The 19,985-nt window shown below is 60.7% G+C and carries 23 protein-coding genes; 11 read left to right on the top strand and 12 right to left on the bottom strand.

Translation table 11 applies throughout. The features are described from left to right. Window positions 1-14 precede the first annotated feature (14 nt). Genes J2T60_RS08190 through J2T60_RS08180 form a run of 3 tightly spaced genes read right to left on the bottom strand, consistent with a single transcriptional unit; the run spans window position 15 to window position 2,064 of the window. Entirely contained in the window at window positions 15-977 is a 963-nt protein-coding gene (locus J2T60_RS08190) for a helix-turn-helix transcriptional regulator (protein ID WP_253448195.1), read from the bottom strand. 27 nt (window positions 978-1,004) lie between these two features. Further along, window positions 1,005-1,496 (bottom strand): redox-sensitive transcriptional activator SoxR, encoded by a 492-nt coding sequence (soxR, locus tag J2T60_RS08185; RefSeq protein WP_253448193.1) that lies wholly within the window; start codon window positions 1,494-1,496, stop codon window positions 1,005-1,007. 10 nt (window positions 1,497-1,506) lie between these two features. Then, window positions 1,507-2,064 (bottom strand): NADPH-dependent FMN reductase, encoded by a 558-nt coding sequence (locus J2T60_RS08180; protein WP_253448190.1) that lies wholly within the window; start codon window positions 2,062-2,064, stop codon window positions 1,507-1,509. A gap of 189 nt (window positions 2,065-2,253) precedes the next feature. Here J2T60_RS08180 and J2T60_RS08175 point away from each other — a divergent pair, with 189 nt between their 5' ends. From J2T60_RS08175 to J2T60_RS08155, 5 genes are all read left to right on the top strand, one after another. Next, complete coding sequence (locus J2T60_RS08175; protein WP_253448187.1) at window positions 2,254-2,598, top strand: YciI family protein; 345 nt, start codon at window positions 2,254-2,256, stop codon at window positions 2,596-2,598. A gap of 6 nt (window positions 2,599-2,604) precedes the next feature. Further along, window positions 2,605-3,855, top strand: coding sequence for an RNA polymerase sigma factor (locus tag J2T60_RS08170; protein ID WP_253448185.1), 1,251 nt, complete (start codon window positions 2,605-2,607; stop codon window positions 3,853-3,855). Window positions 3,856-3,933: 78 nt separating this feature from the next. Then, entirely contained in the window at window positions 3,934-4,299 is a 366-nt protein-coding gene (locus tag J2T60_RS08165; RefSeq protein ID WP_253448182.1) for a nuclear transport factor 2 family protein, read from the top strand. Continuing rightward, window positions 4,296-4,709 (top strand): YciI family protein, encoded by a 414-nt coding sequence (locus J2T60_RS08160; protein ID WP_253448180.1) that lies wholly within the window; start codon window positions 4,296-4,298, stop codon window positions 4,707-4,709. Before J2T60_RS08165 ends, J2T60_RS08160 begins: the two co-directional genes overlap by 4 nt. Before the next feature lie 19 nt (window positions 4,710-4,728). Beyond that, complete coding sequence (locus J2T60_RS08155) at window positions 4,729-5,214, top strand: VOC family protein (RefSeq protein ID WP_253448178.1); 486 nt, start codon at window positions 4,729-4,731, stop codon at window positions 5,212-5,214. A gap of 81 nt (window positions 5,215-5,295) precedes the next feature. On the opposite strand, the gene J2T60_RS08150 is transcribed toward J2T60_RS08155, so the two are convergent. Next, a complete protein-coding gene (locus J2T60_RS08150; protein WP_253448176.1) occupies window positions 5,296-5,529 on the bottom strand; it encodes a metallothionein in 234 nt (77 codons plus the stop codon). 170 nt (window positions 5,530-5,699) lie between these two features. Between J2T60_RS08150 and J2T60_RS08145 the strand changes: the two genes are divergently transcribed. From J2T60_RS08145 to J2T60_RS08130, 4 genes are all read left to right on the top strand, one after another. Beyond that, window positions 5,700-6,176: a hotdog fold domain-containing protein gene (locus J2T60_RS08145; protein WP_253448174.1), complete on the top strand. Its 477-nt coding sequence runs from the start codon at window positions 5,700-5,702 to the stop codon at window positions 6,174-6,176. A gap of 87 nt (window positions 6,177-6,263) precedes the next feature. Continuing rightward, window positions 6,264-6,728 carry an ArsI/CadI family heavy metal resistance metalloenzyme gene (locus tag J2T60_RS08140; protein ID WP_253448172.1) on the top strand — a complete coding sequence of 155 codons (465 nt, stop codon included), beginning with the start codon at window positions 6,264-6,266 and terminating at the stop codon, window positions 6,726-6,728. Between the two features lie 7 nt (window positions 6,729-6,735). Further along, the gene (locus J2T60_RS08135) at window positions 6,736-7,305 is read left to right on the top strand and encodes a sigma-70 family RNA polymerase sigma factor (RefSeq protein ID WP_253448170.1); all 570 of its coding nucleotides are present in this window, start codon (window positions 6,736-6,738) and stop codon (window positions 7,303-7,305) included. A 186-nt stretch (window positions 7,306-7,491) separates the two neighbouring features. Beyond that, the gene (locus tag J2T60_RS08130; protein WP_253448167.1) at window positions 7,492-9,417 is read left to right on the top strand and encodes an alpha/beta hydrolase family protein; all 1,926 of its coding nucleotides are present in this window, start codon (window positions 7,492-7,494) and stop codon (window positions 9,415-9,417) included. Between the two features lie 60 nt (window positions 9,418-9,477). Here the strand turns inward: J2T60_RS08130 and J2T60_RS08125 are convergent, their stop codons facing one another. The 3 genes from J2T60_RS08125 to J2T60_RS08115 form a co-directional block, all read right to left on the bottom strand. Then, window positions 9,478-11,457, bottom strand: a complete 1,980-nt coding sequence (locus J2T60_RS08125) for a serine hydrolase domain-containing protein (RefSeq protein WP_253448164.1) — start codon at window positions 11,455-11,457, stop codon at window positions 9,478-9,480. Between the two features lie 17 nt (window positions 11,458-11,474). After that, entirely contained in the window at window positions 11,475-12,494 is a 1,020-nt protein-coding gene (locus tag J2T60_RS08120) for a GGDEF domain-containing protein (protein WP_253448161.1), read from the bottom strand. 208 nt (window positions 12,495-12,702) lie between these two features. Then, entirely contained in the window at window positions 12,703-13,701 is a 999-nt protein-coding gene (locus tag J2T60_RS08115) for a helix-turn-helix transcriptional regulator (protein WP_253448159.1), read from the bottom strand. A 149-nt stretch (window positions 13,702-13,850) separates the two neighbouring features. Between J2T60_RS08115 and J2T60_RS08110 the strand changes: the two genes are divergently transcribed. Both J2T60_RS08110 and J2T60_RS08105 read left to right on the top strand, forming a co-directional pair. Beyond that, entirely contained in the window at window positions 13,851-14,675 is an 825-nt protein-coding gene (locus tag J2T60_RS08110; RefSeq protein ID WP_253448156.1) for an ADP-ribosylglycohydrolase family protein, read from the top strand. A gap of 2 nt (window positions 14,676-14,677) precedes the next feature. Then, window positions 14,678-14,836, top strand: coding sequence for a hypothetical protein (locus tag J2T60_RS08105; protein WP_253448153.1), 159 nt, complete (start codon window positions 14,678-14,680; stop codon window positions 14,834-14,836). Window positions 14,837-14,865: 29 nt separating this feature from the next. On the opposite strand, the gene J2T60_RS08100 is transcribed toward J2T60_RS08105, so the two are convergent. From J2T60_RS08100 to J2T60_RS08080, 5 genes are all read right to left on the bottom strand, one after another. Continuing rightward, window positions 14,866-15,234, bottom strand: a complete 369-nt coding sequence (locus J2T60_RS08100; protein ID WP_253448150.1) for a helix-turn-helix domain-containing protein — start codon at window positions 15,232-15,234, stop codon at window positions 14,866-14,868. Then, entirely contained in the window at window positions 15,234-15,527 is a 294-nt protein-coding gene (locus J2T60_RS08095; RefSeq protein ID WP_253448147.1) for a type II toxin-antitoxin system HigB family toxin, read from the bottom strand. Before J2T60_RS08095 ends, J2T60_RS08100 begins: the two co-directional genes overlap by 1 nt. Window positions 15,528-15,643: 116 nt before the next feature. Further along, window positions 15,644-16,816, bottom strand: coding sequence for a vWA domain-containing protein (locus J2T60_RS08090; RefSeq protein WP_253448144.1), 1,173 nt, complete (start codon window positions 16,814-16,816; stop codon window positions 15,644-15,646). Next, window positions 16,813-17,991 carry an ATP-binding protein gene (locus J2T60_RS08085; protein ID WP_253448141.1) on the bottom strand — a complete coding sequence of 393 codons (1,179 nt, stop codon included), beginning with the start codon at window positions 17,989-17,991 and terminating at the stop codon, window positions 16,813-16,815. The genes J2T60_RS08090 and J2T60_RS08085 overlap by 4 nt, the downstream gene beginning before the upstream one ends. 41 nt (window positions 17,992-18,032) lie before the next feature. Further along, on the bottom strand, window positions 18,033-19,907 hold the full coding sequence (locus J2T60_RS08080; protein ID WP_253448138.1) for a hypothetical protein: 1,875 nt from the start codon (window positions 19,905-19,907) through the stop codon (window positions 18,033-18,035). Window positions 19,908-19,985 lie beyond the last annotated feature (78 nt).

The following is a 19,985-nucleotide window of genomic DNA, read 5'->3' as shown; positions in this document are numbered from 1 at the left end:
GCCCACTGACAACCCTATGTCAGTGGCTTTCCGAGGTGCTGCTCGGCAATCTGTCGAGCACTCTCGCCCAGCTTCCGGCGCAGGGACTGTGGTGCCTCCACCCGCAATTCCGGACCGAAGCTCAAAAGCCAGTCCACCAACCAATCCTCGGCATGGGCCAGAATGGAAAGCCGACAGCGCCCATCCGGCAGGTCCGTCTGTTGGGTGGGGGTACCGAACAGCTCCCGTTGAAAACGATCCACGGCCGTCCTCGGCAGGGTCAGGGTGACCGGGGTCAGCTCGCAGTCGGCGATGACCGATGCCAGGAAATCGTCGATATTGAAGTCGACGTGGCCGTCGAAGCCTCCCTCAAGCACCTCGAGCTCACGAACCCGGTCCAGGCGGAAATCCCGAAAATCCCGTCGCCATCGGCAGTAGGCGATAAGGTGCCAATGCTCGGCATAGAAAAGCAGACCCAGCGGTTCCACCGTCCGGCGACGAAGCCGGCCCTGACCGCCGGTGTCGTAGCACAGATCAATACAGCGGCGCCGGAGTACTGCATCCTGAACCGGCATGAAACGGTGTGCATGGCCGGGGGCAGCCGCTGCAGTTTTCCAGACCCCAACGCTGGCCTCCAAGCCCTTGAGATAATCCAGGGAAGCGGCGGGCAAGACCGAGCGCATTTTGGTCAAGGCAGAGCGCAAAGGGGCCTTCAGGCTTTCATCCGCCATGTTGCGAGCGACGACACCACCCACGGACAGGGCCGCGGCTTCCTGATCGGTGAACTGAATCGGCGGCAGGTGATAATCCGCCATCAGTACATAGCCCTGGCGTTCCTCGCAGAAATGGATGGGGACGCCCGCCTCTCCCAGGGCGGCCAGGTCCCGATAGACCGATCGTTCACTGATCTCCCAGTGCCGGGCGATGGCTGCCGCGCTCAGGCCCCGGTGATTTTGCAGCAGCAGAATGGTGCCGGTCAGCCGGTCAATGCGATTCACGGGCTTTGTCTCTCCCTGGGGTTTGAATCAGTCAGCCGTCTGCGTGCATTCTGATTCCAGCAGGCGCGGGCCGGCTCCCTCCCTGGCCAGGCGGTCTTCCGGGTTGCGTAGTGGACAGCTGGCGATGGACAGACAGCCGCAACCGATGCATTCGGATAATTGGTCCCGCAACTGTTCCAGGCGCTGAATGCGTTCCTCCAGATTTATCCGCCACTTTGACGACATCTCTTGCCAGTCTTTCGCCGTGGGGGTGCGTTGTTCCGGCAGGGACGACAATGCCGCACCGATCTCGGCCAGGGGAACACCAGCCCGCTGGGCTACCTTGATGATGGCCACCCGTCGCAGTACATCCCGGTGATAGCGGCGGTGGTTTCCTCCATTGCGCCAGCTTTGAATCAGGCCCCGGGATTCATAAAAGTGCAGGGTGGAGACCGCCACGCCACTGCGTTTGGCCACTTCCCCCACACTCATTTCCCGTCCGGGACAGCAGTTTTCCTTGCCATTGGTTTGAGTGCGCATGCCAATCCCCCTACGCATAAGCGGCTTCACGGCGGGCACGGGCCAGGGCACGGGCCCACCAGGCGAGACGCGTCAGTAAACGGTCCATGGCTTGTTCGGCCATTTCAGGATTGGTCAATCGGCCCTCGCTGTCAAAACGCTCCCAGGGATTGGCGAAACTCACCGTGTCCCGGACGCCCACCGCATGCAGTTCGGCGAAGACCAGCCGCAACTGCTCCACGGCCCTCAAGCCGCCGGAAATACCGCCATAGGAGACAAATCCCACCGGCTTGCCCTGCCAGGCACTGAAGGCTGAATCCACGAAGCTTTTCAAGGCCCCGCTGAAGCTGTGGTTGTACTCTGGTGTCACCACCACAAAGGCATCTGCCCAGACCAGGGTTTGCTGCAAGGCTTCCGGCGAAGGTGGCCCCTCATCCACCGGCACCCGCAAGGCCGGGTCCACCAGTGCCACCTCGAATCCCGGCCGGCTCCAGATTTGTTCCGCCGCCCAGGCGACTACCCGGTCGCAGAAACGACTCTGACGGCTGCTGCCGTAGATTACGGCGGTACGAATGGTCTCGCTGTCCATCCTCAATCCTCCTTCCTGTTTGCTTGTGGGGCGGGCTGCTGGCCCATGCAAGACAAGCCTAGTACCTCAAGTTAAATTGAGGTCAAGACTTTGCCCAGCATCCCTGTCCATTTTTTCCTATATTTATTGTTTGTCGATTCGGCATGGCGCAATTCGACTATGTCTCGAATTCATGACTGGAGTGGTTCAATGAAATACCTGTGTCTGGTGTATGCCCGGGAAACCGATCTGCATTCCCTGCCCGACAGCCCCGAGGACAGCGAATGCTGGGGTTATGCCGAGAAGCTCATGGACAGTGGCAAGATGCTGGCTGGCGAAGCCCTGGAGCCGGTAAGCACGGCGACCACCGTGCGCGTACGGGACGGCGAGACCTCGGTGACGGACGGCCCCTTCGCCGAAACCAAGGAGCAGTTGCTGGGTTTTTATCTCATCGAAGCCCGTGACTTGAACGAGGCGATTCGCCTGGCCGCCGGGATCCCCCCGGCCCGGGTGGGGTCTGTCGAGGTCCGCCCCATCCGGCAGCTGGATGTTTAATGCGTCATGACTGAGCGGTCCTCCGACATCACGGCCCAGCTGGAAGCCATCTACCGCACGGAATCCCGGCGGGTGCTGGCGACCCTGATTCGTCTGTTGGGGGATTTCGAGCGGGCGGAGGAGGCATTGCAGGAGGCCTTTGCCGCCGCACTCAGTCAATGGCCCGAGCAGGGGGTTCCCGACCGACCCCGGGCCTGGCTGGTGTCCACTGGTCGCTTCAAGGCCATTGATCGCCTGCGTCGGCGGCGTCGCCACGACAGTCTGCTGCGGGAAAGGCCTCCGCCCATGGAAACCGCACCGGATCCCGCCGATGCCCTGGAAGACCTGAGTGTGACCGACGACCGTCTGCGCCTGATCTTTACCTGCTGTCATCCCGCCCTGGCCCCCGAAGTACGGGTCGCCCTGACCCTGCGCGAAGTCTGTGGCCTGACCACCGAAGAAGTGGCCAATGCCTTTCTCTCGAAACCGGCCACCGTGGCCCAGCGCATCGTCCGCGCCAAGCGCAAGATCCGTGATGCCCGCATCCCCTACGAAGTGCCATCACAACAGGCCCTGCCTGAGCGCCTGGAGACGGTCTTGCAGGTGATCTACCTGGTCTTCAACGAAGGCTATTCGGCCTCCAGCGGCGAGGCCGTGTTGCGCGCCGATCTCTCCGCCGAGGCGATTCGTCTCGGCCGGCTGCTTCAGCAGCTGATGCCTGATCCGGAAGTCAGTGGTTTGCTGGCACTCATGCTGCTGCAGGAGTCCCGTCGTTCGGCCCGGAGCGACGCGGAAGGATCGCTATTGCGCCTGGAAGAGCAGGATCGCTCCCTCTGGGACCGCAAGGCCATCGAGGAAGGCGACGCACTGGTTCATGCGGCCCTGCGTTCGCGACGCTTTGGTCCATACACCGTCCAGGCCGCCATCGCTGCCGTCCACGCCCAGGCCCCTCGTTATGAAGACACCGACTGGGAGGAGATTCTCGGTCTCTACGACATTCTTTTGCGGATACAGCCCACGCCAGTGGTGGCTCTGAACCGGGCAGTGGCGCTGTCCATGGTGCGCGGACCGGTTGAGGCCCTGGCCGTGGTGGACAGCCTGCTGGCCCAGGGCAGTCTGGGGGACTATTACCTGGCCCATGCCGCCCGGGCCGAATTCTGCCGACAACTGGGCCGTATGGAGGAGGCCCGGGCCGCTTTCGCGCAAGCCTTGTCGCTCACCGCCCAGGGCCCGGAACAGCGCTTTCTGGCCCAGCGTCTGGAAGAACTGGCGGAATAATCGTGACCCTGTCGATTTGTCGGGCCGGGATGCGACTAGGAAGCATAAACCTCAGGGACTTACTCAGGAGTGATTCCGATGCAAGACACTGAAACCTTTCTCCGGGCCTTCAACGAGGCCTTCGCCCGGGAAGATGTAGACACCATCATGTCCTCGGTTACCGACGACATCCGCTTTCGCATGGCCAGTGAAACTGGGATTGAAGGCAAGCCGGCTTTCGAGAAGATGTTGCGGGAAATGAGTGCCTCCGGCTGTATATTCAATCTGGAAATATTCGATGTGGTGGTTGCAGGCGATAGAGCTGTGGTCAATGGCGAGATGACACTCAAGGAAAACAAAGACGGCCCGGTCCGGGCTTATGCCTTCTGTGATCTCTATCAACTGAGAGACGGAAAGATCGCTGAAACCATCGCCTATGGGATGGAAATGGGAGACAAGCCATGAGATTCATGATCATTGTGAAAGGTGATGAAAGAACGGAAGCCGGGGAGATGCCCGAGGAGAAGGATTTGCTCGCCATGGCCGAATACCACGAGCAGCTTGCTGACGCCGGGGTGCTGGTGGACGGCTCCGGCCTACAGTCATCCGCCAAGGGTTTTCGGGTCCGTTATGAAGGCGAGCAGCGTCAGATCATTGATGGCCCCTTCGCCGAAACCAAGGAGCTGGTCGCCGGTTACACCATTATTCGGGTCAATTCCCGCGAAGAAGCCAAGGAATGGGCGCGGCGGTTTCCCAACCCCAGGGGAGAAGGCACATCCTGCGAAGTGGAAGTCCGCCAGATGTTTGAACTGGAAGACTTTGAGCAGAGCGACACCATACAGCGTTTTCGTGATATCGATATGGCCGGTGGCTGATCATCGGCGGGGAGGGAAGATGCCTGACACGATTACTTTGAATAGCCTAATGCCCTGTCTCTGGTTCGATGACCAGGCGGAGGAGGCGGCAGCCTTTTATACCCGGGTCTTTCCCAATAGCCAGGTGGGCAAGATCGTTCGCAAGCTGGACGGTAGCGGCGAGGCTCTCACCGTGACGTTCACTCTGGACGGGCGGGATTTTGTGGCGCTCAATGGCGGGCCCCATTTCCAGTTCAATGAGGCCGTCTCCTTCCAGGTGCTCTGTGATAATCAGGAACAACTGGACTACTACTGGCAACGCCTGGGGGAGGGCGGTGATGAGGCTGCCCGGCAATGCGGCTGGCTCAAGGACCGTTACGGCCTGTCCTGGCAGATCGTGCCGGTGGTGCTGCCTGAACTGGTCAGTGATGCAGACCCGGCACGAGCCGAGCGGGCCATGAACGCCATGATGCAGATGAAAAAGCTGGACATCGCCGCCCTCCAGGCGGCCGCGGAAGGCGCTTGACGCCCTCTGCCGCCACTCCTCTCAGCCTATCGCCGAGCCAGCAAGCTGGATTGCCCTGATGTCGGCGGAGCGTTAAGGGCCTTAGACGTGGTCGGCGAGACCGGCCGCACCCGCCTGGCGGGCACAATGGGCACCACAATAGATGGTCTGGTTCTGTTGCACGCCGTGGCCCATGATTCGACAGCCACAGCGGCTGCAGCTGGGCGCCAGCTTGTGAACGGCACACTCGAAGCAATCAAAAGTGTGATCCTGGCCGTTCATCCGTACCTGGAAGGCATGTTCATAGCTGTTGCCGCAAACTTCGCACTCGCTCATGGCGGCACCTCCTGTCGCGTTTCCCCTTGTTGCTGTGATGTGCCAATGGATAAGACCAGTCTGGGGATGAAACGGCTCGAGATAAAGGGGGGGGGTGTCTCTAATGTGCGGGGCAGGGCCCCTGTGGTAGGTTTCCGGTTGTAGCAGAAACCACATTGGAACCGCACATCATGAGTCACGCAAACCATACCCTCGCCACCTGGAAGAAACTCAGCGCCTATCCCGGCGGCCGCTGGCTGTTCTCCCGGGTAGTGGGCCGTAGTGCTCCCTATTTCGCCACCATCAAGCCCCGCATCCAGGTGCTGGAACGGGGACTCTGCCAGGTCTGGATCAAGAATCGCCGCAAGGTGCACAACCACATCGGCACCGTGCATGCCATCGCCATCTGCAATATGGCCGAGCTGGCCGCCGGTGTGATGATCGAAGCCACCCTGCCGCCCAGCCATCGCTGGATTCCCAAGGGCATGCAGGTGGAGTACCTCAAAAAGGCCGCTACTCACCTCACCGCCCGGGCCGAACTCGACCCGGTTCCCGCATTTGGCGAGGAAGGCCAGGAGCTGCCTATTCCCGTCAGCGTGGTGGATGAGGCCGGCGAGGAAGTGGTTCGGGCCACGATCAACATGTGGGTCACCCCCCGGAAAAACTGACTCCGGTCTGCGACCATGCCGGGGCTTTTGCGTCTATGGGAGTGAGCACCGAAAAAATCGTGACACAACCATAGAGGAGACAAGCCCATGAAACGTCTGCATGTTCATGTCGGGGTGGCGGATCTCGAGCAAAGCATCCGCTTCTATAGCCACTTGTTCGGTCAGTCCCCCAGCAAGCAGCGGCAGGATTACGCCAAATGGATGCTGGAGGATCCCCGGGTGAATTTTGCCATCTCCGCCCGGGGCGCGGGCACGGGTATCGACCACCTGGGTTTTCAGGTGGATTCCGAGGCAGAACTGGCACAGCTGAAGGAACAGGCTGTGGCGGCTGATCAGTCGGCCCTGGTAGAAGAGGGTGAAGCCACCTGCTGCTACGCGCAAAGTGAGAAACACTGGACGGTGGACCCCCAGGGCATTGCCTGGGAACACTTCCATACCATGGGGGAAGTGAACGTGTTCGGGAACAACAGCCCCCAAGCCCTGAGTGAGAAGCAGGCTGCTCGCGCTGCGACGGTGGATTCCGAGCGGCAAGCGGCCTGTGGCTGTGGGTGAAGCGAATATGTCCGCGAACCCCTCTCTGCACATCCAGCGGGACAAGGCGGCCGGCGATGCGCTGGCCGCCGCCTATCCCCTTTTCCGTAAGCGGCTGCTGGGCTTTTTAAGGCGCAAGCTCGCCGAGCCCGCCGTGGCCGAAGATCTGCTGCATGATGTCTTTCTCAAAGCCCTGGATGCCCTTCAGCGGGGCGCCCGTCCGGATAACCTGGCCGCCTGGCTTCAGACCATCGCCGCCCATGCCCTGAGTGATCATTACCGCCGGGCCCGGCCCACCGAGGCCCTGCCGGAGACGCTGGCTGATAGGGGCCCCGAGCGCAGCCAGGCGGAGCGGGAAATGGCCGAATGCCTGCGCCCTTTCATCGAGGGGCTGCCAGCCAAATACCGTTTGGTGATGTCCACGACCGTTCTGGAAGGCAAAACCGGCGCTGAACTCAGCCGGGAGCTTGGCTTTACCCCGTCGGCCATCAAAAGCCGTGCCGCCCGTGGCCGTGCCATGCTCCACGACGCTATCCTCGAGTGTTGCCACGTGGAGGCCAAGGCCAGCGGCGAGATCGAGGAGTACCGCCGCCGCTGACAAAATAATTGTTCCCTGAATCACGATTTTTGAGCTCGGTGATAGCGATTATATTAATAGGAATAAGAAGTCATCGGTCACGTTCCCGGGACATCGTTGTTGCATACAAGGTGATCGCAATCACCCTTTTCGTTCTGTATATTGCAATGTATTCATGCTTGGCAGCACATTTGAACGGGGAGGCGTATGCGTAGATTCGCGGGGGTACTTGCTCTAGGGTTTATGTTTGTCATGGGAGATGGCTTTGCAGAAGAGCCAGTGCCTGTGGAGAAACTGGCTCAGTTACCTGAGTTTACTGACGTTAGTCTTTCGCCGGATGGACGCTATGTAGCCCTCGCCGCACCTGCGGACGATCAGACCGGGCTTGCGGTACTTGATATCTCGGCACTTCCAGACATCCAGGTTACCAATGCCTTGCAACTTCGTACCGAGGAGCATGTTGCCGCTATCCACTGGCTGAATACCGATAGGGTTCTGTTCGAGACGGATCGTCAGGTGGGGACACTTGCTCAGCCGCGGCCGACAGGCCGCTTCTATACGGTTGCAGCCGATGGTGGTCGTCCCGATTTGCTGCACGATGGTGGTACTCAGGGTTCTGTTGGCCGTCATGCAACATTGATGTCCTTGCTACCGGATGAGCCTGAGCGTTTCATGGTCATCGATCTTGCGACTGACCGGGGCCCTCGTGCGGAGATCATCAATGCGGAGTCTGGACGTACATCGACTGCCGCTGTGAGTCCTTTTGACAATGGTGGTCTTCTTGCAGACAGGGATGGCCAGGTTCGATTTGCCTATGCCCAGAAAGACGACGGTACTCCGCAATTTTCCTACCGGGATTCAATGGAAGACGATTGGTCTAGTGGGCTTCCCTTTGATCTGGATATGAATCTGCGCTGGATCGAGATTCATGGTTTCGCGGGCAATAACAAGGATGTTTACTTCAGCAGCCGTGAAACTGGTCATATGGGGTTATATCGCCTGGATACCGAAACCGGTGAAACGGAACTCATGATTGAAAAGGAGAATGTTGAAGTAAGCGACGTTCTCTGGGACCGGCATCAGGAAACGGTTATCGGGGTTATTAGTGAAGATGGTAAACCTGAAATGCAGTTCATTGATCCGGATGAGGAGACCAGCGTTCTGCAGCGACAGATTGCCGAGGCATTCCCGGCGGAGTTTTCACGGATCGTGCATTTTGCCTCGGATGCCGAGCTTGCCGTGGTATCGGCGACCGCAGACATCGCGCCCACAGGTTTCTATCTTTTTGATACCGAGGAGCTATCGGCTGATTATCTTGTGGGGTCACATGATGGTATTCAACCTCAGGCGTTGCGCCCCACCGAACCCTTCACCATGGAGGCCCGTGATGAAATGGAGCTTCATGGCTATGTGACCGAACCCGAAGGAGAGCCGCCCTATCCCACAGTGGTTCGCATTCATGGTGGTCCGCATGGGCCACGTGATCATTGGGCCTTCAATCATGAGGTTCAGCTACTGGCCACTCGTGGGTATGCGGTGATCCAAGTCAATTTCCGGGGCTCAGGTGGTTATGGGCACGAGTTCGAACAGGCCGGCTATCGCCGTTGGGGAGCGGAGATGCAGGATGATGTCACCGATGCCACCCATTGGGCGATTGATGAAGGTATTGCCGACCCTGATCGTGTCTGCCTTTTTGGTGGAAGTTTTGGTGCATATGCCACCCTCCAGGGCCTTGTTCGTGAGCCTGATCTCTACGCCTGTGGCGTGGCCAATGCCGGGGTCTATGATCTGCCGCTGATGAAAGAGGATGGTGATATTCCGGAGAGACCTCAGGGGCAAGCGTATCTGGATCGGGTTCTCGGTACCGATGAAGAAGATCTCAAGGAACGCTCTCCCGCCCGGCATGTGGAGCGAATCCAGGCGCCCTTGATGCTGGCCCATGGGGAAGAGGATGTTCGCACGCCCATGAGTCAGTTCGAGAAACTGGTTGAGAATCTGGATGCGGCGGATATTCCTTACGAAAGTACCGTTTATGAAGAGGAAGGACACGGTTATTACAAGGAAGAAAACCGGGAAGCCTACTACCGGGATATCCTCGACTTTCTGCAACGGCATCTTGCTGAGTCAGACTGAGCCTGATGCATGTGCCACCCCGGCCTATCGGACCGGGGTGGCCGCTCCCCACCTTCGATTTCAGAATCGCCAGCCGATCAGCTGCCAGTCATTGAGCGTGAATACCAGGGCCAGGCCGGCCAATACGGCCAGCAGCTGATAAAGACGCTGGCGCAGGGACCAGGAATGGTGCCGCCACAGCGGGAACAGGCCGGCGATTGCCGCCACGCTGAGCACCGCGGCCAGGTTGTTGGAAAGCACCCAGCCCTGTAGCCAGGCCGGTGGCCAGTTGAACAGGTTCTCGGCCCCGGCGGATTGAATGCCGGATATGGCCTGCCAGGCCAGCAATAGACTAATCAGCCAGGCCAGGGACCAGAACAGCATCAGCACACCGGCCCAGGCTTCGCTACGGCTCTGTGTCACGCCGGCCCGCCGCCGTTGCCAGAAGGCGCCCATCTGCCAAATGGCGGTGAGGCCGGTGACGCCCATGATGATGAACAGCCAGTTCGCGCCCTGGAAGAAGCCGATCCGTTCGCCGGCATTGATGCCACTGGGATGGTAGACCCGGTGGATCTCTCCACGGCTGTCCTCACCGAAGGCCAGTCGCTCGGCACCATCCACCCGTTGGAACAGGTGTTCACCCTCGGCGACCGGTTGCCAGCGTCGGGTCACGCCGTTCATGCGCGTGACCAGTTCCTCGTCCTCATGGACGCTGACCTCCATCAGGCTGTCCAGGGCGGTGAATTTTTCTGCCGTGGTATAGCTTCGCCGGGTATTTCGATAGGTACCGGCATAGGCGTCCAGTGATGCGCCCGCTTCCGCGTCGGCGGCCTCGGTCTCGGTGTCGTCCTTGTCGGCGAAGCGCGCCACCAAGTGTTTGGGCAGGGCCTGGCTGAAGCCACGCCCGCCCGCGGTATTGGTGGAGACGAAAATACCCAGATCCAGTTCCGGTACCAGGACCATGCCGGAGAAGAAATGTACCAGGGCCCCGCCATGGCCGTAGCCTCGTAATTCGCCCGGGAAACGATATTCAATGAAGCCATGGGCCAGACCGTTCATGCCTTCGGCATTGCTGAAAAGGGTCTGGCGCATGCGCTGGGCGGTGTTCGCCGCCAGAATCCGCTCGCCGTCCAGTTCGCCGTCATTGAGCAGGGCCTGCATGAAGCGTGACATGGCCCCGGCGCTGGCGGACATGCCACCGGACGGTGCGGTGTGGATCAGATATTCAAAGTAGGCCGGTTCCAGCAGGCCCTGCTGTTCACGAAAGCCTTCGGAAAAATCCTCGGCCAGGGTCTCGCTCACCGGTGCCGGCATGCCTTTGTGCACAGCGTCGGGGTCGTATATCTCCCGAAAGGTGGCCTGCTCCATCCCTAGTGGCGCGTAGATATGGCTCTCCACATAATCGTGGAAGGATTGGCCGGAGACATGGGCCACCAGGGCCCCGGCCAGGGCGCTGGCGTAGTTGGAATAGGTAGCCAGTTCGTCGGGCTCCCGTACCAGGGTCGGCCGGACCCGGGCCAGGTAATCATTCAGGGGTTCCAGATTCCCCTTGTCCCGTTCCAGCAGATGGCCCAGGGCGGAATCCTCGAAACCGGCGCTGTGGGTCATTAAATGCCGGACAAGCAATGGTTCACCGTCCAGGCCCGGTGGCAACTGCAGGGCCTCGGGCAGGTGTTGGTTGGCCGGGTCATCCAGGCTGATTTCTCCCTGTTCTTCCAGCTGCATCAGCGCGACCCAGATGAAGGTCTTGGAGATGGAGGCAATACGGAACAGGGTCTGCTCGCCATCCACCGACGTGCCTTCCCCGTCACGCACGCCATAGCCCTTGATCAGCTCTACCTCGCCGTTGTGCACCACGGCCACCGTGGCCCCCGCCAGGCGGTCGCTTTCCATGTGGCTGGCGACAATGCCATCCACGAAGGCCTCCAGATTCGTGTCCTGGTCCGGGTCCACCTCATGGGGGGCTTCGCTGACCGGTTCTTCCGGCGGTACCGGGCCCTGGGCCAGGGGCCCATTGGAAAGGGAAAGGAACAGAATCAGGCATGGCAGCCACTTGTGCATATTGGAATGTTCTTTGATTAACTTTCGGTTCGGTTGCGGCCATTGGCCTTGGCCCGGTACAGGGCTTTGTCGGCGCGGGTCAGAATGGCCTCGATATTGTCCCCGTCCTGGCAGCAGGCCACGCCCATGCTCAGGGTGACGGGAATCTCGTAGCCGTCGAGCTGAAAAGGCCGGACCTCAAAGGCTTGGCGTAATTTCTCCGCCACTTGTACGGCTTCTGAAAGTTCTGTTTCGGGCAGTACTATCAGAAATTCCTCACCGCCCCATCGGGCTGCGGTATCGGTCTCGCGAATATTACCCTGGATGTGCTTGGCCAAGGATTTGAGAATCTTATCGCCAACCAAGTGGCCGTGGTTGTCGTTGATCTGCTTGAAGTGGTCCAGATCCAGAAAGATCACCGAGAAATGCCGCTGATAACGACTGGCACGAACCACTTCCTGTTCCAGCACCTCATCAATCCTTACCCGGTTATACATGCCGGTGAGGCGGTCTCTGACCACCATCTGCTCGAGGCGTCGGTAGGATTCGGTCAGGGATTGGGTGCGGTTGTGGATCAGTTCGTCCACCACCTGGGAGACCTCTTCCAACTCCTTGAGGGGGTAGGGTTCCTCTTCACCGTGCAGATCGGTGGGGAAGGAAACATGGACATGGCAGATCCGGGGGTCGCCTTCAGCCGGCAAGTGCCAGACCAGATTGTGTCGGGATTCCCGAAGGGTCATGCGATGGGTATTGTTGGTGATGCTGAAGTCCAGCAACATCTGGGAAATCACCACCTCCGGGGTCACCTGATAAAATGCCCGGGTCTTGATGTCCAGCTCCACCGAGCTGGTGTAACCACCAAGATCATTGCGTACGATCTCCCGGAGGCTGGCGGGATCCATGGCGGTCTCACCCCGCCCGGTGCCCAGGCCTACGGCATTATCATGGTACTGGGCCAGGGTGGCCTGGATGTCCCGCTCCACGAAATAGCGCCGGATGTGCTCATCCAAAGCCGCCAGACACCGTTCATAAACCGGGCCTTCACTCAGTCGCTCCATACGCGAGTCGGCCTCCCCAATGGCTCCCCGAAAAGTCTATCGTGCCTGCTGAGTCACAGTGCTGCAATGCTTGGGATGGAGTGGCACGAACGCCACGGCCTGGTTACCGACTAAGCAAGCCTACGCAAGAAGGCTGGGTCGCGGCCCCTTGTAGGAGCGGTTTCAACCGCGATTCCCTCGTATTCATGAGAGGGGATGTGTCACCAGATCAGTCTTGATACCGTTCCAGCAAGGCACGGGCATTGGCCGCCATTTCCTCGCGCAAGTCCTTGGGTTCGATCACCTCCACCGCGGGGCCAAAGCCCATTAACCACCAGCGGAGTTGCTTGGTGTTCTGGACGGTGGCCGTGACCCGGGTCTCCTCTTGATCTATTGCTTCCAACGTCTGGTCTTTGCTGAGTGGCGTTTCTTCCAGGTGCCGGGCGGCTTCGCGATTGAAATCCGCCACCAGCCGGATCTCCGGGCCGGCGAGAATGTCCGGTGCCCCCGAGGCCACGTAATCCTTCAGATCGAAACCCGCCGGCCACCAGGCGTCTTCCTCGGTGAGGGACGCCTTCTCCAGGCGATGCATGGCGAGGATGCGGATATCCTCGTACTCAAACAGGGTGCAGATGAGATAAAGGATATTGTCCCGTAGCACCACCCCCAGAGGATTGATGGTGAACTGCTGGCGCTTGTCCCGTGAGGCGGAGTGATAGCTGGCTTCGAAACGCTTGCGGTAGAGCAGGGCGTCGTAGGCGGTTCGCACCGTATCCTCATCACCGGTGGGTGGAATCAGGGGTTGGCTCCTGGGTGCCACGGTCACCAGATCGGACCATTCGCTTAAACCGGGGTTCTGGTCATTGATCTCTGTAAGAATGCCCCGCGCCCGGTCCAGGTGCTGGTCCAGAAAGGCCCGGATATTATTGGGGAGCAGCGGCCGCGAGAATTCATTGAGCATCAAAAAGGACAGGGCCGTGGCCGGACTCATGGCGGGCAGCTCAATCCCCTGCGCGCCCTGTGCCCACTGCCAGCCCCTGGGCGTACCCTCATCATGGGTTAGCGGGAAATAGCCGGATAATTTTTCCAGGTCCCGCTGGACCGTCCTCAAGCTGGTGGTTAGGCCTTCAGATTCCAGTCGGTCCAGGATCTCTTGCGCCGAGGACTTGCGGGGCCAGCCGGGAACGAGTTCCAGCATGCGGACATAACGGACGGTGGTTTCAGCCATGGAGCCCGACTCCTTTCAGGTGGTAGCTCAGTAGGGATGGCGGCTGGATTGTCGGTCGACCAACCGGACCACCATCCTCTGCATTACCCGCGACAGTCAGTGTCGCAAATAACCGGATAATAGGAGAGGGTAACAAGAGAGGAGTTCTTATGCTGGGCGCAATTGCAGGCGACATCATCGGCTCGCCCCATGAATTCAACAATATTCGCCACACGGAATTCGAACTGTTTCCGGCGGCTGCGGATTTCACCGACGATACCGTTCTCACCGTTGCGGTGGCCGAGGCCATTCTTGAAGGTCGTGCTTTCAATCGCAGCCTTCAGGGTTGGTACATGCGATTTCCTCATTGCAGCTACGGCGGTTCCTTTCACAATTGGGCGCGATCCGGCGGATCCGCCCCCTATAACAGCTGGGGTAACGGCTCCGCCATGCGGGTCAGTCCTGCCGGCTGGGCCGCTGCCGATGAGATGGAGGCGCTGGCGCTTGCCGAGCAGTCGGCAGCGGTGACCCATAATCATCCCGAAGGGATCAAGGGCGCCCAGGCAGTAGCCCTGGCCATCTTCTTGGCACGGCAGGGTGAATCCCAAGCCCGTATTCAAAATGCGATTGAGGATGTTTGCGAATACCAGCTGGATCATGACCTGACCGAGCTTCGGGCCCATTACACTTTTGATGTGTCCTGCCAGGGATCGGTGCCTCAGGCCATTGCCTGTTTCCTTCAGTCAGAAGACTTCGAAGACGCCATTCGCAAGGCGGTCTCCATCGGCGGTGACAGCGACACCATTGCGGCCATCGTGGGCGCCATTGCGGAGGCCTATTTTGACGGTGTGCCCGAGTCTATTGCCCAAGCCAGCTGGGCCCGACTGCCAGACACCATGCGCAGCGTGATACGCTCATTCCATGCCCAATATCCAGGGCCCACCCGGATCCCGGAGGGCATGTCGGCCCGCCAAGATTTCATGCCAGGGAGGTAAGCATGTCCATCAACCGAACCCGTGGTTTGCTCTATTGGCTCGCCCGTGTTCTGGGTGACGTGAATGCGGTGAAACGGGGCCGTGTCGGGCGCCGCATCGGCCGTCGTGCCGCCGGCCGGGTGGCTGGCCGCGGCCTGGGCAAGCTCTTCCGCCGATTCTGACCTTTCTGAAGGGGTGTGGACGGGATGTGTCAGGAGGCCTTGTCGAAGGGCTGGATTAAACTTTCAAGGGGGATGCCAAGACCGGAGTGCAGGCGGCGGATCATCTGCAAGGAAAGTCCCCGCTTGTAGTTCAGCACCTCGGCCACGCGGCCACTGTGGCCAAGGTAAGGCTCAAGATCCTTGCGGCTGAGTCCCGCTTGTTCCATCCGGAATTTAATCGCGGCCACTGGGTCCGGTGCCTCAATGGAGTGGTGTTCAGCCTCATAGGCTTCTACCAGCGTCGATAGGATATCCAGCTCGTCAGAGGCCTCGGAACCTGGTTCCGCCTCCATCAAGGCATTGATACGTGCCAGTGCGGCCTCGTAATCCTGTTCATTATGAATGGGGCGAATATCCATCACACCGTCTCCACATTGATTCGGTCATACTCGGCATGCGTACCGATAAACCGCACGAAGACAATCCCTAGGTCGTAGCGAACACGGACCACCAGCCGGTATTTATTGCCTCCAATATTGAATACCACCCGATTGTTTCCGACGAAACTCGCTGATCCATAGCGATTTTTGATGTCCTGGGGCGTCTTCCAGGCGGCATGCTCTACTTCACTGTGCCATGCTTTCAATGGCTCGGCCGCATCCGGGTGTTTCTCCCAGAATTCCCGCAGAGTGCGTTTTGCAATGACACGCACAATCCCTCTCCTTGGCTGCGTATGGCTTCAATATAGATGCTCCCAAAATGGGAGTCAAGTGTTTCGTATCGCCCAGATTGCCCGCTGTCATTCCCGCGGTTGCAGTCAGAATGTAGTCAAGTTCCCTTGTCGATCTGCACCCACTCGCCCCAGTTGGCCGGCTTGCGCCCGCGTTGGTCAGTGACCCAGAGCGTTGGCCAGGGCGGGCCTTCGTCCGGTGCGGGCCCGAAACCATCGGTGAGGTAAATCAGGGCCTGGGGCGGGGTCTGGGAAAGGGCCTGGAAAACGGGATGGAAATCCGTGCCCCCGCCCCCACTAATCGTGTCCAGCTCGGGTAGGGGATCGCCATCTTCAAGTTCCCAGTGGGCATGGATGTCGGCATCGCATAGCAGAATGGTGATCCGATAGCGGCCGAAGCCATGCAGGATGGCGCGCAACTCCGCCACGAACTGGGGCAGGATGCGATCGGTGCTGCCGCTGGTATCAATCGCCACCGCAATATCCAGGCGCTCGCCACGTTGGCCCGGCAGGTACAGCCCCTGGCTCAAAAAACGCCGGTTGGGGGGCGTCCAGCGGAACTGGCGATCGAAGCTGCGGGTGATGAAGCGCCGCAACAGCGTCTGCCAGGGGACGCGGCTTTCAGCAAGGCTGTTGATCCAGCGGTGCAGGCGCTTCGGCACACTGCCCGGTTCCTGGGCCGCCGCATCAATCACCCCCTGCTGCCAGGCTTCTTCCAGTGCCGCATCCGGGGTAACGGGCCGGTAATCCGGATCCATGCGGGCCTTCGGGCCAGGCTGGCCCAATGGGCAGCCGTGACCATCCAGCGGCTGATCGCCTTCATCCGGCGGATTGTCCAGCAACCATTGATATACCACCTCGGCCGAACAGCCGGCCTTCTCCGGGTAATGCACGGCTCCCTCTGGGGCCTTGAGCCCGTCCTGCATCAACAGCGTGTTCACTTCGTGGTCCACCGCCAGGTTCCACAGCCGTGCCTGGCGATGCCCCGCGCGGCGCAGGTGGCCGAGTACGCAATGCCAGACTTCGTGGGCGAGCACGAATCGTCGGTCATTGGGAGATAGACTCAGCAACCACTCGGCATTGACGAAGGCATGCCGACCATCCGTGCAGGCCGTGGGTACCCGATCATCAATCACCGGCACCAGGTCCAGACGCATGGCCAGACGGGCAATGAAGGGCTGGGCCGTGAGCAGCCAGGCCCGGTCCGACTGCCAACGGGCCAGGGCCTCGGCCTTGCGGTGCTGTTCCGTCTGCGACAGGGCCGCGCTCATTGCCAACCCTCCAGGCTACCCGTTGCATCGGCTTCAAAGGGTTGGCCGTGCTGGCGGGTCCAGGCCTCAAACTGCGGATGGCCCATGAGTTTTTCCGTACGGCGGTCGGCTTCCTCGCGGTCCGGGTGGCTGATGGCATCCATGAGCAGCAGGGTGGCGAAATCACTGCCCAGGGCTTCATTGATCCGGAAAAAGCCGTCCAGACGCGTGTCAGTCTGGCCACCCCGCCACAGGTGATGGAGTACCGAGGCACAAAAGGCATAAACCCGGTCAGCCCCCTGGGGCAGGGTGACGTCGATCTCACCATCCAGCATGGCTTCCACATCCGGCAGCTCATCCGCCACCCGGCGGAAGGCGACAAACTCCCGGCCCGTCCCCGGCCCGATCAGGCCGTGAATCATGGCGGTCTCGGCTTCTGTCGGCAGGCCTTTTGCGCCGTGCAGCAGTTCACTCACCCGTTCCCAGCTTCGCGGGCTGGGCCAGCCCCGCTCCAGGTCTCCCTTCATGTCATGCAGGGCATCGGGGCGGTACCGCAGAAAGCCCGTCACCGTCGGGTGAATCCCCGCCGCCTGGGCCCAGCGCAGCCAGTCGTCCAGGCGGGCGGCCAGTTCCAGGTGCAGGAAACGGTTGGCCAGGGCACTGGAAAAGCCGGTGGCCACGGCCCGGTCCTCGCCCCGGTTGCCGGCACCCATCAGGTACCAGCCGCTGGGCAGTTCATAGAGCGAGCCCAGGCGGCGGTCCAGCAGGATTTCATACACCGCCACCTGCAGCGCCCGGTCAGCCGCGGTCAGTTCATCAAACAGAATAATCCCCCGGGAATCTTTGTCCCTTGGCCAGTCCGAAGACAGCAGCCAGTCCACCACGCCATCCCGGGGCACCGGCAGGCCGCGGATATCCACCGGATCACGCTGTGAGAGGCGGATATCAATAAAGCCGATGCCGTGGCGCTCGCAGGCCTCGCGCACCAGGCTGCTCTTGCCCACGCCGGGCGGACCCCAAAGCATGGTGGGTGGAACTGAGCCCGCCGCTTCTGGCCGGGCCCAAAGCGTCTTGAGCTGGTGATCAATCACCTGACTCACCACGGCCGGGCCCACGGTATGGCCCGGGTTCATGTCAAAACTGTCTTCTTCGTTGCGCCGACGCGGCCGCCGGGGCAGGGTGGATAGCTGTGTCATGGCTGTGTCTCCTGGTTGATTCGATAATCCGCCGCTCGGGTTCATACGGGCAGGGCTTGCTGCCACTGCTCCTCAGTTGAGAAAAGCCGGGATTGCGGCGGGCGCAGGGCGGCCTGAATCCATTCCGCCCGTTCGTGGTCTTTGAGGGTTGGTGTGGTCTTGGCCAGGCGCAGCAGCCGGGCCCGGGCCTTGTCCTGGCCGTGGCTGGCCAGGGCCCTAAGCATGCGCAGGGCCAGCGCATGGTCCGGCAGCCAGCCACCCAGCCGGGCCAAGGCCTCGGCCATGCGGCCATTGCCCAGGCGGATAGCGGCCTGAACCAGCAGGCGATAGTCCTCACTCACACTGTCCCGGAACTGCCAGGGCAGGCCCCGCCAGCGCGAATCGCGCCCCACACCCGGGATGTTCCAGCTCGGGCTCCAGGATGACTCGCTCCAGCCATGCTGGCGGTGCCCGCGAATCAGACGCACCAGCGACCGCTCCAGGATCACTCGCAATCCAGCCGGGTCCTCATCGTGCTGCATCAGCCATTCGGCCAGCGTTGCCAGATGGCGCGGGACCAGCGTGTTCGCCAGCAACTGCTCAAAGCGCCGGGCCGCCGGCAGGTGACGGCAATGAAGATAAATGCTCAGATCCGCCAGCCAGCCTTCCCGGTACTGATCAGACGGGAAGGACCACACCCAGCGATTGCCTGCCTGCTTGAGCACCCGGGCACGATCATCCAGGCCCGCCAGCTCGGTATCTTCCTCGCCCGGGTCCAGATCGTTATCCACCATCAGCAGGCAGCGCAGGTTCCAGGCCATATCGGCCGAACAGCCACCGGCTTCCAAGCGGGCCGCCAGAAGCTGCAATACCTTGAGACGATTCCAGTCACCATCGGAGTCCGCCCAGTGCTGAATCAGCCGGGCCGCCCCGGCATGGCCTTTAAGGGCCTTGTCCAGGCACTCGGAAAGGGCCGAGGCCCGCAGTGCGGTTTGTCCGGTCAGATCCGCAAAGTGCCCCACATCCCGGCCCAGCGAGACCTGGGTCAGAGGATGAACATCCAGGTTCTGCAGATGGGGGAGTGCGGCCACTTCCAGCGCATCGGCATCCCGGCAGCTTAGCGAGGTCACAGCCATCGCCTCCAGCAGCAATTGCTGCCAGTTGCCCTCAATCGTCAGGGCCTCACCGGCCTTATCCAGATCACCATCGCCGCGAATGGCGAGATGCCGGCCACGGGCATTCACCTCAGCCAGTTGCCGCGCCCCGGTCAGCGTCAAGCGACTCACCGGCGCATTGGCCACCAATCGGGTCAGCGACCCCGCGTCTTCGATTTGCAGCGATTCCATATCGACGCGATTGCAAAGCGCAAGCTCGCTCGCCAGCCCACGCCCATCCGCAATCACCAACTGGCGAAGGCGATTATCCGGCAGCGCAGCACCCAGCCGCTCTGACCAGCACGGCACCACCGCTGCCTCAACCTCACTCAACAAGGAAAGATCCGGTTCGATCTCAGCGGGAACCGCCGGCTCAATCCGCAGCCCCTCAAGCGGCAACGCCTCCCGCGGCCGCTCCAGCGCCACCGTCTGCCCTCGCCAACAGGCATCAAAGCCATCAAGCAGCCCGGTAAACAGCATCTCCCCCGGCCCATCACCGGCATCCAGATGCACCACTGCCCCCGAACCACCATCCGGCAGCACCACCAGTTGCAACTTGGGGCAATCAATAATCAACAAATGCAGTCCCGCCGGACAGCGGGACAGATCCAGGTAAGTCAGCTCCGGGCAATGGACTACATCCAATGCCTGAACTTTGGAACAGGGCAGCGCCTGTCCATCAATCAGGCCGGAAACCCGCACACCACCGGCGGGATCAATGGCCTTATCTATCGCGTCGTGAAACGCTTGAGTATCAGAAAACGCTTGTGCATTGACCTCCATCCATACCTCCGTGGGTTCTGCAAAAGCCTTTCGGCCATCGCAGAACCAGTATGGAGGCAGGGCGCGACAAACTATGTC

The sequence above is a fragment of the Natronospira proteinivora genome (genome assembly GCF_024170465.1).
GTDB classification, from domain to species: domain Bacteria; phylum Pseudomonadota; class Gammaproteobacteria; order Natronospirales; family Natronospiraceae; genus Natronospira; species Natronospira proteinivora.
The sequence above is the reverse complement of the archived record's forward strand: the minus strand, read 5'-3'. Positions and strand labels throughout refer to the sequence as shown.